This is a genomic window from Achromobacter sp. SLBN-14 (genome assembly GCF_006715415.1).
Taxonomy (GTDB): Bacteria; Pseudomonadota; Gammaproteobacteria; order Burkholderiales; family Burkholderiaceae_B; genus Achromobacter; species Achromobacter mucicolens.
Genome location: NZ_VFNE01000001.1, coordinates 1,791,034 through 1,804,308, shown reverse-complemented (window position 1 = coordinate 1,804,308; position 13,275 = coordinate 1,791,034). Strand labels below are relative to the sequence as shown.

General features: G+C 67.3%; 9 protein-coding genes. All 9 read right to left on the bottom strand.

Annotated features, from left to right (window positions below):
• Positions 1-50 precede the first annotated feature (50 nt).
• Positions 51-785, bottom strand: coding sequence for a monofunctional biosynthetic peptidoglycan transglycosylase (mtgA, locus tag FBY20_RS08270; protein ID WP_056327793.1), 735 nt, complete (start codon positions 783-785; stop codon positions 51-53).
• 5 nt (positions 786-790) lie between these two features.
• A complete protein-coding gene (aroE, locus tag FBY20_RS08265) occupies positions 791-1,654 on the bottom strand; it encodes a shikimate dehydrogenase (RefSeq protein ID WP_056327794.1) in 864 nt (287 codons plus the stop codon).
• Positions 1,651-2,523, bottom strand: coding sequence for a TonB family protein (locus tag FBY20_RS08260; protein ID WP_056327795.1), 873 nt, complete (start codon positions 2,521-2,523; stop codon positions 1,651-1,653). Before FBY20_RS08260 ends, aroE begins: the two co-directional genes overlap by 4 nt.
• Before the next feature lie 108 nt (positions 2,524-2,631).
• Positions 2,632-3,720, bottom strand: a complete 1,089-nt coding sequence (locus FBY20_RS08255) for an ABC transporter ATP-binding protein (protein ID WP_142051350.1) — start codon at positions 3,718-3,720, stop codon at positions 2,632-2,634.
• The gene (locus tag FBY20_RS08250) at positions 3,713-5,491 is read right to left on the bottom strand and encodes an iron ABC transporter permease (protein WP_056327797.1); all 1,779 of its coding nucleotides are present in this window, start codon (positions 5,489-5,491) and stop codon (positions 3,713-3,715) included. The genes FBY20_RS08255 and FBY20_RS08250 overlap by 8 nt, the downstream gene beginning before the upstream one ends.
• 137 nt (positions 5,492-5,628) lie before the next feature.
• Positions 5,629-6,726 (bottom strand): ABC transporter substrate-binding protein, encoded by a 1,098-nt coding sequence (locus FBY20_RS08245; protein WP_056327798.1) that lies wholly within the window; start codon positions 6,724-6,726, stop codon positions 5,629-5,631.
• Between the two features lie 143 nt (positions 6,727-6,869).
• Positions 6,870-9,407, bottom strand: coding sequence for an extracellular solute-binding protein (locus FBY20_RS08240; protein WP_142051346.1), 2,538 nt, complete (start codon positions 9,405-9,407; stop codon positions 6,870-6,872).
• Positions 9,394-10,065 (bottom strand): response regulator transcription factor, encoded by a 672-nt coding sequence (locus FBY20_RS08235; protein WP_056327800.1) that lies wholly within the window; start codon positions 10,063-10,065, stop codon positions 9,394-9,396. Before FBY20_RS08235 ends, FBY20_RS08240 begins: the two co-directional genes overlap by 14 nt.
• A gap of 1,248 nt (positions 10,066-11,313) precedes the next feature.
• Entirely contained in the window at positions 11,314-13,209 is a 1,896-nt protein-coding gene (locus tag FBY20_RS08230) for a ribonuclease catalytic domain-containing protein (protein WP_142051343.1), read from the bottom strand.
• Positions 13,210-13,275 lie beyond the last annotated feature (66 nt).

Genomic DNA, 13,275 nt, shown 5'->3' with positions numbered 1-13,275 from the left:
ATCCCGCAGCCCGAAGACGGCCGGGAGGATCGAATCGTCCCATTCCCCTTTCAGGGGATGTCGACCAGCTGCATCCGGCGCGTCAGGATGCCGACGCGGGAGTTCAGGTAATTGGACTTGCGATGGCTGTCGTAGAAGCGCGGATTGGGCAGCATGGCCGCCAGCCGGGCGGACTGGGCGTTGCCCAGGTTGGCGGCGGTGGTATTGAAATAATGCTTGGCGGCGGCCTGGGCGCCGAATACGCCCACGCCCCACTCGGCGACGTTCAGGTAGAGCTCAAGGATACGTTCCTTGCTCATGACGTGTTCGATCATGTAGGCAAGGACCAGTTCCTGGCCCTTGCGCAGGTAACTTCGCGAGCCGGACAGAAACAGGTTCTTGGCCAGCTGCTGGGTGATGGTGGAGCCGCCGCGCCGCTTGGAGCGCCCGGCCTCTTCCTGTTTCTGGTTGTATTGCCAGGCCTTGCGGATGGCGTCCCATTCGATCCCGTCGTGGTCCGTGAAATTCGCGTCCTCGGACGCGATCACCGCGCGCTTGAGCGAACGGTTGATCTTGTCGTAGGGCACCCATTCGTGCTTGAGCTCGATCCCCGGGTCTTCCTTGCGCAGACGCGACAGCTCTTCGCGCATCATTGCGCTGCTGCCCGGGTCGCGGTAGTTGTACCAGACCACCTGGGCGAACAGCCAGAATTGGTACAGCAGGACGGCGCACACCAGCGCCATGAGCAAGCCGGTGGTGATACGGAACCAGTTTCGGCCGCCGCTGCGGCCAGTTCGGGTCGCCATGCCGTTCAGCTACCGGCGGCCAGCGCCTCGCGCAGCGCCGTCAGGACGGGCGCCGCATCCGGGCGCACGCCGTGCCAGATGAAAAAGCTCTCGGCCGCCTGGCCGACCAGCATGCCCAGCCCGTCGGCGGTCAGCGCGGCGCCGTCGGCCTTGGCCTGCTGCATGAAGGCGGTGGGCTGCGCGCCGTACATCATGTCGTAGGCGGCGGCGCCGTCGGCGTACAGTCCCGGCGGCAGGTCGGGGGCGGCGTTCTGCAGCCCGCTGGCGGTGGCGTTGATGACAAGATTCCAGCCGCCGGGCAGGGCGGCGCTCGCCAGGGCGCCGGCGGTGACTTGGGTCTGCGGTGATACGCCGCTGGCGCGCCAGGCCGCGGCCAGTTCCTCGGCGCGGGCGGCCGTGCGGTTCACGATGTGGATGCGGGCGCAGCCGGCCTCGGCCAGCGGCTGCAGGACGCCGCGCGCCGCGCCGCCGGCGCCGACCAGCAGCACGTTGGCGCCCGCCAGGCGCACGCCCAGGCGCAGCAGGTCGTTGACCAGGCCCACGCCGTCGGTGTTGCAGCCGTGCCAGACGCCATCGCGCCACGACAGGGTGTTGACGGCGCCTGCCAGCCGCGCGCGGGCCGACAGGTGGTCCGCCGCGAGGGCATAGGCCTCAAGCTTGAACGGCACGGTGACATTCAGGCCCAGCCCGCCATCCGCCACGAATTCGGCGACCGCGCCGGCAAAGCCATCCACCGGGGCAAGCAGGCGCTCGTAGCGCAACGGCTTGCCGGTCTGCTGCGAAAACATGGCGTGGATCTGAGGCGAGCGGCTATGCGCGATGGGATTGCCGATGACGGCGTAGCGGGCTTGAGGAATCGCCTCGGTCATGGGGCCTGTGTTTCCAGAGTGTCGTTGACGAAATGCCAGGTGCGGGTGATGACCAGCACGTCCGTATCGCGGGCGATATCGGGCGGGAAGGGAGGGAAGGGCGCGGCCAGCTGGACGATGCGGCGCGCCGCCTGGTTCAGGACCGCATGCGGCGAAGGCTGGTCGATCTCGACCTCGGCGATGCTGCCGTCGGCACGGACCGACACCGTGATGCGCAGCGATCCGTAGATGCGGCCGCGGGCCTCGTCGGGGTAATGCTGGGTGCCGACCGTCTCGATGCGCGTGCGCCAGGCATCCAGATACGCGGCGTAGCGGGACGCGTCGGCGGAGGGCGCGATGAACTGTTTGCGCGGTTCGGCGCTGTATTGCTGGACCCGCGCCGCCAGCGCCGCCACCTGGGCGTTCTGGATGACGCTGGCCTGGTCCTGGGCGTCCTGGCCGACATCGGCGCCATCGGGCCACGGATTGACCGCCTGGCGCTCGGGGCCGGCGTTGTGCGGCGATTGCAACTGGGTCATCAGACGGGCCTGTTCAGCTTCGAGCTGCACCTGGCGCTGGCGCATGGCTTCCAGCACGATGGTCTCGGCCGAGCTGCCGGTCTGGGGGAGCGGGGTGGTGGACACGCCGCGGTCGGCGTTGCCGCCGCCGGTCATCTGGTTCTGCGCCACGGTGCGCGGGGTTTCAGGCGGGGTCTCGCTGCGGGCGTTCAGCAGCACGACTTCCAGGCTGGTCACCGGCGGCCGCGTCTGCGCGGGCGCGCTGAACCGCCACGCCAGCGCGCCGGCGTGCACCAACAGCGATATCGCGATGCCGATACGCAGGTAGTGCTGGGCGGGTTGGCCCAGCCACCACAGGTAACGGCTCAGCATCGAGGGGGAATCTGCGTGTTGCACCAGCGCATTGTAAGGCGAGTCCAGCGGCGCGGTGCGCTCCGTCCGACGGCTGTAACAGCCCTCGGACGGACGGTCTAGACCGGATCAGGCGGTCGGCCGGGGAAAGATCCAGACCTTGCTGGCGGGCAGCGCAAGCCGGCAGGGGCCGGGCTCGCGGCCTTCCGGACCGTAGGCGCGCAGGGCGAGGCTGCGGGCCGGATCGGCGTCCGGCGTGCGGAACAGGTATTCCCAGCGGTCGCCCAGGTACATGCTGGTCAGCAGCGGCATGTCGACGTGGTTGCCGTCCGGGTCGTCGGCCAGGCGCACCTGCTCGACCCGGATGACCGCGGTGGCATCCTGGCCCGCCGCGACGTCCGCGCCGGCCTTGCCCCACAGCGACCAGCCGGGGCCTTCGATGCGGGCTTGCCCGTCGCGCAGCTCGGTGACCTTGCCGTCCAGCCGGTTGTTGCTGCCCATGAATTCGGCCGTGAACAGGGTGGACGGTGCGCCGTACATTTCCTGCGGCGTGCCCTGCTGCTCGATCTTGCCGTTGTTCAGCAGCAGGATGCGGTCGGAGATCGCCATGGCTTCGCTCTGGTCATGCGTCACCATCAGTGCGGACAGGCCCAGGCGGATGATGAGTTCGCGCAGGAAGGCGCGCGCTTCCTCGCGCAGCTTGGCGTCCAGGTTGGACAGGGGTTCATCCAGCAGGATGACGGGCGGGCTGTACACCAGCGCCCGGCCGATGGCCACGCGCTGCTGCTGGCCGCCGGATAGCGCGTGCGGGTGGCGCCGGCCAAGCTTGCCCAGGCCCAGCTGGTCCAGCACGGCCTGCACGCGTTCGCGCACCTCGGCGCCCGGCGTCTTGCGCAGCTTGAGCGGATAGGCAACGTTCTCGAACACGGTCTTGTGCGGCCACAGCGCATACGACTGGAACACCAGTCCCAGGTTGCGCTCTTCGGCCGGGATCTCCTGGCGGGCCGCGCCGTCGTACACGACGCGGTTGCCGATGGTGATGCGGCCGCGCTTGGGGCCTTCCAGGCCGGCCACGGCGCGCAGCAACGTGGTCTTGCCGCTGCCCGAGGGCCCCAGCAGGGACACCACTTCGCCCTGGCGCAGCTGCATCGACACGCCCTTGAGCACCGGGTTGTCGCCGTAGTCCAGGTGCAGGTCTTCTACAGAAAGCTCAATCATGAAGTTTGACTCCGAATCGCAGGGCGATGCCCAGGCCGATCACGACCAGAACGATATTGATGAAGGAAAGCGCGGCCACGATGTCGATGGCGCCCGAGGCCCACAGCGACACCAGCATGGACCCGATGGTCTCGGTGCCGGGCGACAGCAGGTAGACGCCGGTGGAGTATTCGCGCTCGAAGATCAGGAACATCAGCAGCCACGAGCCGATCAGGCCGTACTTGGCCAGCGGCACCGTGACGTGGCGGGTGACCTGGCCGCGGCGCGCGCCGGCGCTGCGGGCGGCCTCTTCCAGTTCGGGCCCCACCTGCAGCAGGGTCGACGAGATGAGCCGCAAGCCATAGGCCATCCACACGACGGTGTACGCAAGCCACACGCTGAAGATGGTGCTGCGCAGGGCGCGCAGCCATTCGACGAAGTTCTCGCGCAGCCATTCGGCGAAGGGCAGGGCCGACAGCCAGCCGCCTTCGTCCACGTCCAGCGCGTTGTCCAGCCACATCGGCACGAACAGGAACACCCACAAGAACGCCAGGCCGGCCAGCAGGCCCGGCACGGCGCGCGGCACCAGCACGCTGTAGTCCATGAAGCGCGTGACGTTGTCCGGCTTGCGGTGCATGGCCAGGCCCACGAACATGTAGCACATGACCGCAAGCGCGCCGCCGAAGACGCCGATGGCGACCGAGTTGACGATGGCGCGCATCAGGTTGGGCTGCGAGAACACGGTACGGAAGGCGTCCAGCGACAGCACGTCAAAGAGCGACACGCCCAGGCCCCAGTTGGACACGAACGCGCGCAGCAGCACGCCCGTCAGCGGCACGATGATGGTGACGAACAGCCAGAACGCCACGACCCCGCCCGCGACCCAGCGCCACTTGCCCAGCGGCAGCGGCCGCGCGCGCGAGGCCTTGCCCTTGACGGTGACGAAGCGGTTGGCGGTGCGCATCAGGCGGCGTTGCAGCATCACCAGCGGGATCGTCATGCAGATCAGCACCACGGCCACCGCGGCCATCAGGTGATAGGACGGGATGCCCAGCTTGTTGGTGAGCTTGTACAGGTAGGTGGCCAGCACCAGGTTGCCTTCCGGGTCGCCCAGCACCAGCACCAGGCCGAACACTTCCAGGCCCAGGAAAAAGAGGAGCACGGTGGCGTACAGCATGGCCGGCCGCACCATGGGCAGGCTGACGGACACCATCACCCGCAGCGGCGAGGCGCCGGTCACTCGTGCGGCCTCTTCCACGTCGGACCCCATGCTGCGCAGCGCCGACGAGATGTACAGGTAGGCGTGCGGCACGTGCGTCAGGCCGGCGATGATGACGATGCTGGTCAGCGAGTAGACGTTCCAGGGCACGAAGCCCAAAATGTTCTGCGTCCAGGTCGAGAAAAAGCCCACGGGGCCGGCGGCGACCACGTAGCCGAAGCCCAGCACCATGGGCGACACGAACACCGGCACCAGGATCAGCGGCTCGATCCAGCGGCGGCCCGGCAGGTCGGTGCGGATCATCAGAAACGCCAGCATGCCGCCCAGCGGAATGGCGATGGCGGCCAGCCCGAACGCGAGAATGAAGCCGCTGCGTAGCGCCTTGTAGAAATCGGGGTCCGCGAAGATGAAGCGGAAGGCGTCCAGACTCCAGGTCTTGGACGGGGCAAAGAAGGGCGCCGAGAGAAAACTCTGGATGATGATGAACGACAGCGGCACGTAGATGGCGAGCGCCGTGATCAGCACCACCACGCCGCGTGGCAGGGACTGCCATTTTCTGCGCAATGACTGCATGGGAAATCCTGTGGTCTTGAAGGACGCGGTGGCCGCGCCGCCGGGGGCGATGGCCCCGGGGCAGGGTCAGGCGGACGGCGCGCCGTCCGCCGCGTTTGCGGCGGCTCCGGGCAGCAAGGCCGCCCGGAGCCCGGGCATCACTTGCCCGCCGCGGCCCGCCATTGCTTGATGAATTCCAGGCGCTTGTTCTGCTCCAGGTAGTCCAGCAGCGTTTCGTCGACCGGAATCGGCTTGAGCGAGGCGCCCAGCTTCTTGGTCATGCCGTCTACGTCGTTGTCGCCTTCGATGTCGTCGCGCACGGACGCCAGGTCGGCCTGGTTGGCCATGATTTCCTGGCCCTTCTGCGACAGCAGGTAGTCCATCCACAGCTTGGCGGCGTTGCGGTTCTTCGCCTTCTTGCTGATGAACGCCACGCGCGACAGCACCAGCGCGTAGTCGGTGGGGTAGGCCACGCCCAGCGACGGATCGTTCTTGGCGCGCGTCTCCGCGTAGGAACCCAGGATGTTGTAGCCGATCAGGTTTTCGCCCGAGGACACGCGTTCCATCATGGTGCCGGTGGACGACTGCACGACCAGGCCGCCCTTGGCGATGTCCTTGAGGGTCTCGAAATACTTGGGATCGTTGGCCTTGTCCTGCACCGCCAGCATGAAGCCGACCGCGGACTTCTCGATGTCGTAGGTGGTGACCTTGTTCTTGAACTTGTCGGGCTGGCTGGCGATCAGCTTGGCCAGCGCGCCGTGCGTGGTGGGCACTTCATTGGCGGGAATGAGCCGCTTGTTGTAGATGAAGACGGCCGGCTCGTAGGTCGTGCCGTAGGCGGAATCCTTCCATACGGCCCACGACGGCAGCTTGCCGGCCTCGGGCGATTTGTACTTCAGCGCGTAGTCGGTGGCCAGCTTCAGGGCCGAGTCCATCGACGAGCTCCAGACGATGTCGCCGCTGCCGCCGCCCGCCGCCTGTTCGCTGATGTAGCGGTTGTAGAGCTCGGTGCTGTTCATGTCGTTGTATTCGACCTTGACGCCCGGATACATCGCTTCGAAGCCCTTGATGATGGGGCCGGCGGCCTTGGTGTCGGTGGTCGAATAGATGACGACCTTGCCTTCCTTCTTGGCGCCGTCCAGGACCTTCTGGTAGTCGGCCGGATAGCCCGCCGGCACAGCCTGCGCGAAGGCGCTGCCCGAGGCGATGGCGAATGCGGCGGCGCAGGCGGCCGCCAGTTTGGACTTGGCAAGCATGGGTGTTGTCTCCGATTGGATTTGGCTTGATGCGGGCTCTGGGGCCCGCGTGCAGCCATCTTAGGAGTGCGCGTCTGTCGTCGTCCTGTCATGGCGGCACGCGGTGGCTAGGGGAAATCCCTGGGCCACGCCTGCGCGCCGGGTTACGGACGCTGCGGCGTGTCGGTGACGAGCCGGATCCAGTTCTGCACGAACCGGGAATGGCGGCGCTGGTCCAGGCCGACGAGCAGCGCGGGGCTCAGCACCACGGGCTGCACGATGCCCTGCGACCGCGCCAGCACGGCTTCCGAGGTCCACCGTCCCGGCGTGTCTTCCATGATGGATCCCAGCGCGGCATGGCTGGATGCCACCTGCTGGCCGGCGGGCGACAGCAGCCAGTCGACCAGCGCGCGGCCGAGGTCGGGGTTGGGGGCGGTGCGCGCGATGAGGACCGAGCGCGCCAGCACCAGCACGTAGTCCTGCGGAAACACCACGCCGATGGGCCGGCCCGCAGCCTGGCGCGACAGCGCGTAAGAGCCAAGGATGTTGTAGCCGATGTCGAGTTCGTCGCGCTCGATGGCGTCCAGGATCTCGGCGCTGGTGGCCGCCAGCCGCACGCCGGCCTGGCCCATGGCGTTGGCCAGCCCCCAGAAGTTGGACGAGACAAGCTCATCCTGTTCGGCCAGCAGATAGCCCAGGCTGCTGGCGGCAATGTCGTAGGTGCCGATGCGACCGCGCAGGCGCAACGGATCCTGCTCCAGCAGGCGCAGCAGGTCCTGGCGCGAGCGCGGCACTTCAGCTTCCGCGAAACGCTTGGGGTTGTAGACGATGACGGCGGGCTCGAACGTGAAGCCGTAGACCTCGTGCCGCCATATGGCCCACGACGGAAGCCGCGCGGCGTAGGGCGAGGCATAGCTCAGCGCGTAGCCATCGTTGGCAAGCCGGATCTGCAGGTCCGACGCGGAACTCATGAGGACGTCCACATCCTTCAATCGCCCTTCGATGGCGGCTTCGTAGAGTTCGCGGCTGCCCATTTCGCGGTACACGACGCTGACGTCGGGGCGATGCGACTGGAACCCCTGGATCAGCGGGGCGACTACGGGCGTGTCCGTGGGGCCGGCGATGGTGAGGACGCGGGAGGACGGTTGGGGCGCGGGATAGCGGGTGATGATCTCGGGGATGCCGGCAACCTGCGGTGCGGCGGGCGGAGCAGCCGCGCCGGTCACCTCGACGCCCGCGGCCCGTACGTCGGCGGACGGCGCGGCCAGCAGCAGGCAGGCGGCGCAGACCGCGGCGGCGGCTGCCATCAGCGTGCGGTTCGCCCCGGCGCGCGCCAGCGGCAGGACGACGCGGGCCGTCAGGCCGCCGCCGGGCCGGTCCAGCAGCCACAGCGACCCGCCGTGGGCGACAGCGACGGACCGCACGATCGCCAGTCCCAGCCCGGATCCGGGCAGCGTTTCCCCGGCGCGGCCGCGCGAGAAACGTTGCTGCACGGATTCCTTTTCGTCGTCGGCCACGCCGGGGCCGCGGTCCGAGACAGTGAGCGCGACGCGATAGCCGGCAACGGGCGTGGCCTGGATCTCAACCGGCCCGTCCGGCGCGTAGCGCAGGGCATTGTCGACCAGGTTGCGCAGCATTTCGCGCAGCGCGATGCGATCGCCGGCGATGCGCGCGCGGCGCACTTCGGGCGCAATGGCGATGCGCAGCCGCTGCGCGTCCAGCGGACCAATGCGGCGGCGCGTTTCGTTGACGGTTTCAGCCACGCCGACCATCGCGCGGGCGCCCTTGCCGAGCCGGTGGGTGATGGTGGCGTCCATGAGCAGCTGGTTGATGAGCTGGCTGGCGTGGGTGGCGTTCAGATGGATGCGTTCGAGCCGGGCGTGCAAGCGCTGGGGATCGGTCTCGTCCAGCGCTACCTCGGCTTGCGCGCGCAGCGAGGCAAGGGGCGTGCGGACCTGATGCGCGGCGTCGGCGACCAGGGTGTTAAGCGTGTCCATGGCGCCAGACAACCGCTGCATGAAGCCGTTGAGCGCTTCGATCAACCGCCGCACTTCGCGCGGGACGGGTTTGACGAGCGGCTCCAGGTCATCCGGCGCTCGCCGCCGCAGTTCGCGCTCGACGACGGCAAGCGGCGCGAAGGCGCGCTGCACGCCAAACCACAACAGGCCCAGCGCGACCAGGGACACGACGACCAGCGGCAGCACGCTGCGGCCAAGAATTTCGCCGGCCAGCGCCTCGCGCGAGCCCAGCGTCTCGGCGACACGCAAGGTGACCCAGCCGGCATGCTGGCTGGCCGAGACCAGGCGGCCAACGGTCGCGACGCGGATGGGTTCGTCGTGATAGCTGAGATAGGTGAAAACGGGCGTGGCCGACTGCGCGAGGGGCAGGCCGGGCGCAAGGTCGCCGTACCCGGTGATGAGCCTGCCGTTGGAGGTGCGCGCTTCGTAGAACACACGTTCGCCGCCGGACAGCATGGCCAGCGAGGACACGGGCGGCTCGACGGTGACTTCGTTGTCTTCGATCTGGACGGACCCGGCAATGGTCAGCGCCGAGGCCGCGAGCAGCCGGTCAAACGCCTGCTCGGCGGCGCGCTGGGCATAACCGCGCAAAAAGAACACGAGCCCGATGAGCGCGCAGGCGAGCAGCACGGCGCCCAACGTGAAGACGCGCTGCCGGATGGAAAAGCTTTCAGGGATGTTCATGGCTGCGGGCCTGATACCCGACGCCCCGCACGGTGACGATATCCACGGACGCACCCGCAAGCTTTTTGCGAAGCCGCGAGATAAGCAGCTCAAGCGCATTGAGCGAGCCGTCGTCCAGGTCGAAGATCTGGTTCATGAGGCGTTCCTTGGCAACGGTCTGGCCCAGCTTGCCGACCAGGATCTCAAGCAACCGGAATTCCCGCCGCCCCAGCTCCAGGGGCGTGCCGGCCAGTTCGACATGCCGATTCGCCAGATCCAGACTGAGATTGCCGTAATGCGCCACACTGGTGGTCTGCCCCGCAGGCCGCCGCAACAGGGCGCGCAGCCGGGCCTCCAGTTCGCGCAGATCGAACGGTTTGACCAGGTAGTCATCAGCGCCCAGATCCAGCATGTCGATCTTGTCTTCGATCTCGGCGCGTGCCGTCATGACGAGCACAGGCGCCTCAAGACCCGCCGCCCGCAACTCTCGGATAAGCGTGAATCCATCCTTGCCGGGCAAATTGATATCCAGCACGAGTGCGTCCCAGGTCTCATCCAACCCCCAACGCAACGCCTGCACGCCATCACGCACCCACTGCACACTATGACCCGCCGATCGCAGCTTGCTCTCAACGGCATCGCCAAGATCGAGATTGTCCTCGACCAGCAGAATGCGCATGTTTGCTCCTCCTTGGTTGTGCTTTTTTCTGGGGAGTTTAACGGGGGGCGTTGATGCGCGGGGGTGTTGATGGTGCTTGGAAGCCTTTGGGCGGTGAAGATTGAGTTCTTGAGGCGTCCGGCACGGCGGCGACCCGGGGCGCGCGGGGCCACGATTGCGGTCCGGAGCCTTCGCTCCGGACTGCCCCTTCGTCATCTTCGTCCGCCTTCGGCTCCCTTCAGATTCCCTCGGGCTTATCGACGCCCCGCGCACCCCGGGCCGCCACCGCACCGGACTCTGGCAATAGAAATCTGATGGGCGGCGGGGCGGTCGGTGTGCTTGGCGTTTTAGCGCGGATTGTCTCGGGCCAGAAACATCTTGCGTAGCCCGTCTCCGTTCGGCCGCGCGGGCGGCCTCCGGAGACTTACGCGGCGTCTTGCGGCGTGGTGATGACGCTTCGCGCGTAGGTGCGTGCGTCTCACTAGGTGTCTGACACCCGTATAGATGGTCTTCAAGCTTGAAGGAGCGTTTCAGGGGTGTCAGACACCTTTGCGAGACTTACGCGGCGTCTTGCGTTTGGATGATGACGCTTCGCGCGTAGGTACGTGCGCCTCACCAGGTGTCTGACACCCGTATAAATGGTCTTCAAGCTTGAAGGAGCGCTTCAAGGGTGTCAGACACCTTTGCGAGAGAGATCAGCACGCGCGCGATAACGTCACCAGTCGCCGCTAATCGTCCCTTGAACTCAAGTGCCCGATGGGCGGCGCGAACAGATCGGCAAGCTGTAGCGACCCGTCGCCGCGCCGCCCATCACCGCCCACCCCCAACGTGAGGCGGACCATTAGCAAACCAATCACCGCCAGCGCGAAGCGCACCCCCTCGCGACGTCCCACCGCCCCGATGCCGATTGCCGCCGCCCGGGCGGCAGCAATTCGGCGGCCCCGCAAATTCCCTTCCCTGAACACAGGTCTTGTAGCGCGCAAACCAAAGACCCTGGCAGCACGGCGTCGCGGGCACCGTGGGTGCGAGCGCCGTCGATGCGCCCGAGGGAATCTGAAGGGAGCCGAAGGCGGACGAAGATGACGACGGGGCAGTCCGGAGCGAAGGCTCCGGACCGCAATCGTGGGCGATCGTGCCCACGGTGACCGCGGCGTCGGGCGACCTACGAAGACGGTACGCGACCGACGAAGATCCGCCGTATCGTGTGACCGACGAAGACGGTATGCGGCCTACGAAGACGTTACGCGACCGACGAAAACCAACCGCGACCTACGCAGATTCCCCTTTAACTTCACCCACAAACCGACAATCCAACTCCAGAGACAACTCATCCATCCCCAGAATATCCACTTCAACAGCCGTCCCCCGCTCAAACTCAGGCATCCCACCCACCCGAGTCACCAGCGGCGCATTCGCAAACCGCACGAGATCCTCGCGCAGCACATGCGCCACCGTCCGCGTCACGCCGTTCTGTTTCAGCCAGCGCAGGCACCAGTAGCGTTCCATTGCGCTCTGGAACTCGGCCCAGGCGGCGTATTGCGCGTCGAAGGCGCCGATGATGGCGAACAGGTCTGCGTCGCGCGGCTTGAAGGGGGCGATCAGGCGGGCGGAGACGCCGTGTTCCACCGCGGCGATCAGCTGCCACTGGTTGACCAGGTCGACATAGCGGCGCAGCGGCGACGTGCTCCACGCGTATTGCGGGACGCCGATGGCTTCGTGCGGCAGCGCCTGCGTGCTCATGCGCACGCGGCCCGCTTGTTGCGAGCGGTAGATGCCGGGCACGCCGTGCTGGTTCAGCAGGCCGCCCCACAGGTTGTTGGCCAGGATCATGTACTCGGCCACCATGCGGTCCAGCGGCGCGTTGCGCTGGCGCGGGACCAGGCGCACGGGCGTGTCGGGATCGTCGGGGTTGCCGTCCAGATAGAAGCTGTATTCGACCCGGGAGTTGTTTTCCGGCTTGCCGCGCACATTTTCACGTTGCGCCGACAGGGCCTGGGCCAGCTTCCAGAGCGGACGCAGCCAGTGCCCGTAGGGCAGATCGGCTGCCGGATCCGCGAGGCTTGCCTCGGTGACCTGGGTGTCCAGCATGTTGTGGCGAAGGTTCTCGCGCACGACGATGCGTTCCAGGCGGGTTTCCGATTCGATGACTTCGCCGGTTTCGGAATTGGCGATGACGTACAGCGACAACGCGGGCACTTCGCGGCCGGCGTCCAGGGAGAACGCCTGGATGACGCTGTCCGGCTGCATCGGGATCTTGTCGCCGGGCATGTAGACGGTGGACAGGCGGGCGCGGGCCAGCTTGTCCAGTTCGCTGTCGCGGGTGACGGACAGGCCCGGCGCGGCGACGTGGATGCCGACGCGCACGCGTCCGTCCGGCAGGGTCGAGACCGACAGCGCATCGTCGATTTCCGTGGTGGTGACGTCGTCCACGGAGTAGATCTCGGCATCGGCCAGCGGCAGTTCGCGGTCGATGGGGGGCAGTTCAACGTCGGGGAAGGCCAATCCGCGCGGGAAGTTGACGGCCAGGAAGCGGCGCTTGTGCAGCGCGAGCGCGTGCGGCCAGGCGCCCAGTTCGAGCAGCAGGCGGTCCGGGGTCTTGCCCAGCTTGGCGCATGCGGCGTCCAGCGCCTTCCATTGCTGCGAGTTCTTGTCCGGGCGGATCAGCAGCGATTCGGCGGCCTGCGCGATCGGCTCGGGCAGACGGCCGGCGGCCATTTCGTCGACCCATTCCTGCTGCTGCTCGGCCTGACGCTGCTTCTTTTCCAGCGCGGCCAGTGCGGCGGCCAGGATGTCGGGCGGAGCAGGGCGGTAGCGGCCCTTGCCGCGGCGATGGAAGTAAGCCGGCGCGCCGTGCAGGCGCATCAGCAGCGCGGCCTGTTCGACGGGCGTGGGGGCGTGGCCGAAGTAATCGGCTGCCAGGGCGGGCGAGTCGAATTCTTCCTGCGGCGCGCATTCCCACAGGAATTGCAGGTCCAGCGTCTCGGCCGTGGCGGCCGCCTGGCTCATCAGGGTCGACGGGTCCGGCGAGGCGAAGTTGAACAGGGTGTTGGCGCGCTTGATTTTGCTGCGCTTGCCCGATTCCGACTCCACCTGCAGGCTGGCGTCGGTCTCGGACAGGATATGGCCGGCCTTGAAGCTGCCGTCGTCTTCGTAAAACACATACATGGTGGGAATCGTCCTGGGCGGCGGCCTTGCGCCGCCTTGCGCAGCTTTAGGGGTGTTGAAAGTCGA

What these genes read in the sequence shown, in the direction of transcription:
- mtgA (WP_056327793.1), bottom strand. Translation starts at nt 785, where the DNA reads ATGGCGACCCGAACTGGCCGCAGCGGCGGCCGAAACTGGTTCCGTATC.
- aroE (WP_056327794.1), bottom strand. Translation starts at nt 1,654, where the DNA reads ATGACCGAGGCGATTCCTCAAGCCCGCTACGCCGTCATCGGCAATCCC.
- FBY20_RS08260 (WP_056327795.1), bottom strand. Translation starts at nt 2,523, where the DNA reads ATGCTGAGCCGTTACCTGTGGTGGCTGGGCCAACCCGCCCAGCACTAC.
- FBY20_RS08255 (WP_142051350.1), bottom strand. Translation starts at nt 3,720, where the DNA reads ATGATTGAGCTTTCTGTAGAAGACCTGCACCTGGACTACGGCGACAAC.
- FBY20_RS08250 (WP_056327797.1), bottom strand. Translation starts at nt 5,491, where the DNA reads ATGCAGTCATTGCGCAGAAAATGGCAGTCCCTGCCACGCGGCGTGGTG.
- FBY20_RS08245 (WP_056327798.1), bottom strand. Translation starts at nt 6,726, where the DNA reads ATGCTTGCCAAGTCCAAACTGGCGGCCGCCTGCGCCGCCGCATTCGCC.
- FBY20_RS08240 (WP_142051346.1), bottom strand. Translation starts at nt 9,407, where the DNA reads ATGAACATCCCTGAAAGCTTTTCCATCCGGCAGCGCGTCTTCACGTTG.
- FBY20_RS08235 (WP_056327800.1), bottom strand. Translation starts at nt 10,065, where the DNA reads ATGCGCATTCTGCTGGTCGAGGACAATCTCGATCTTGGCGATGCCGTT.
- FBY20_RS08230 (WP_142051343.1), bottom strand. Translation starts at nt 13,209, where the DNA reads ATGTATGTGTTTTACGAAGACGACGGCAGCTTCAAGGCCGGCCATATC.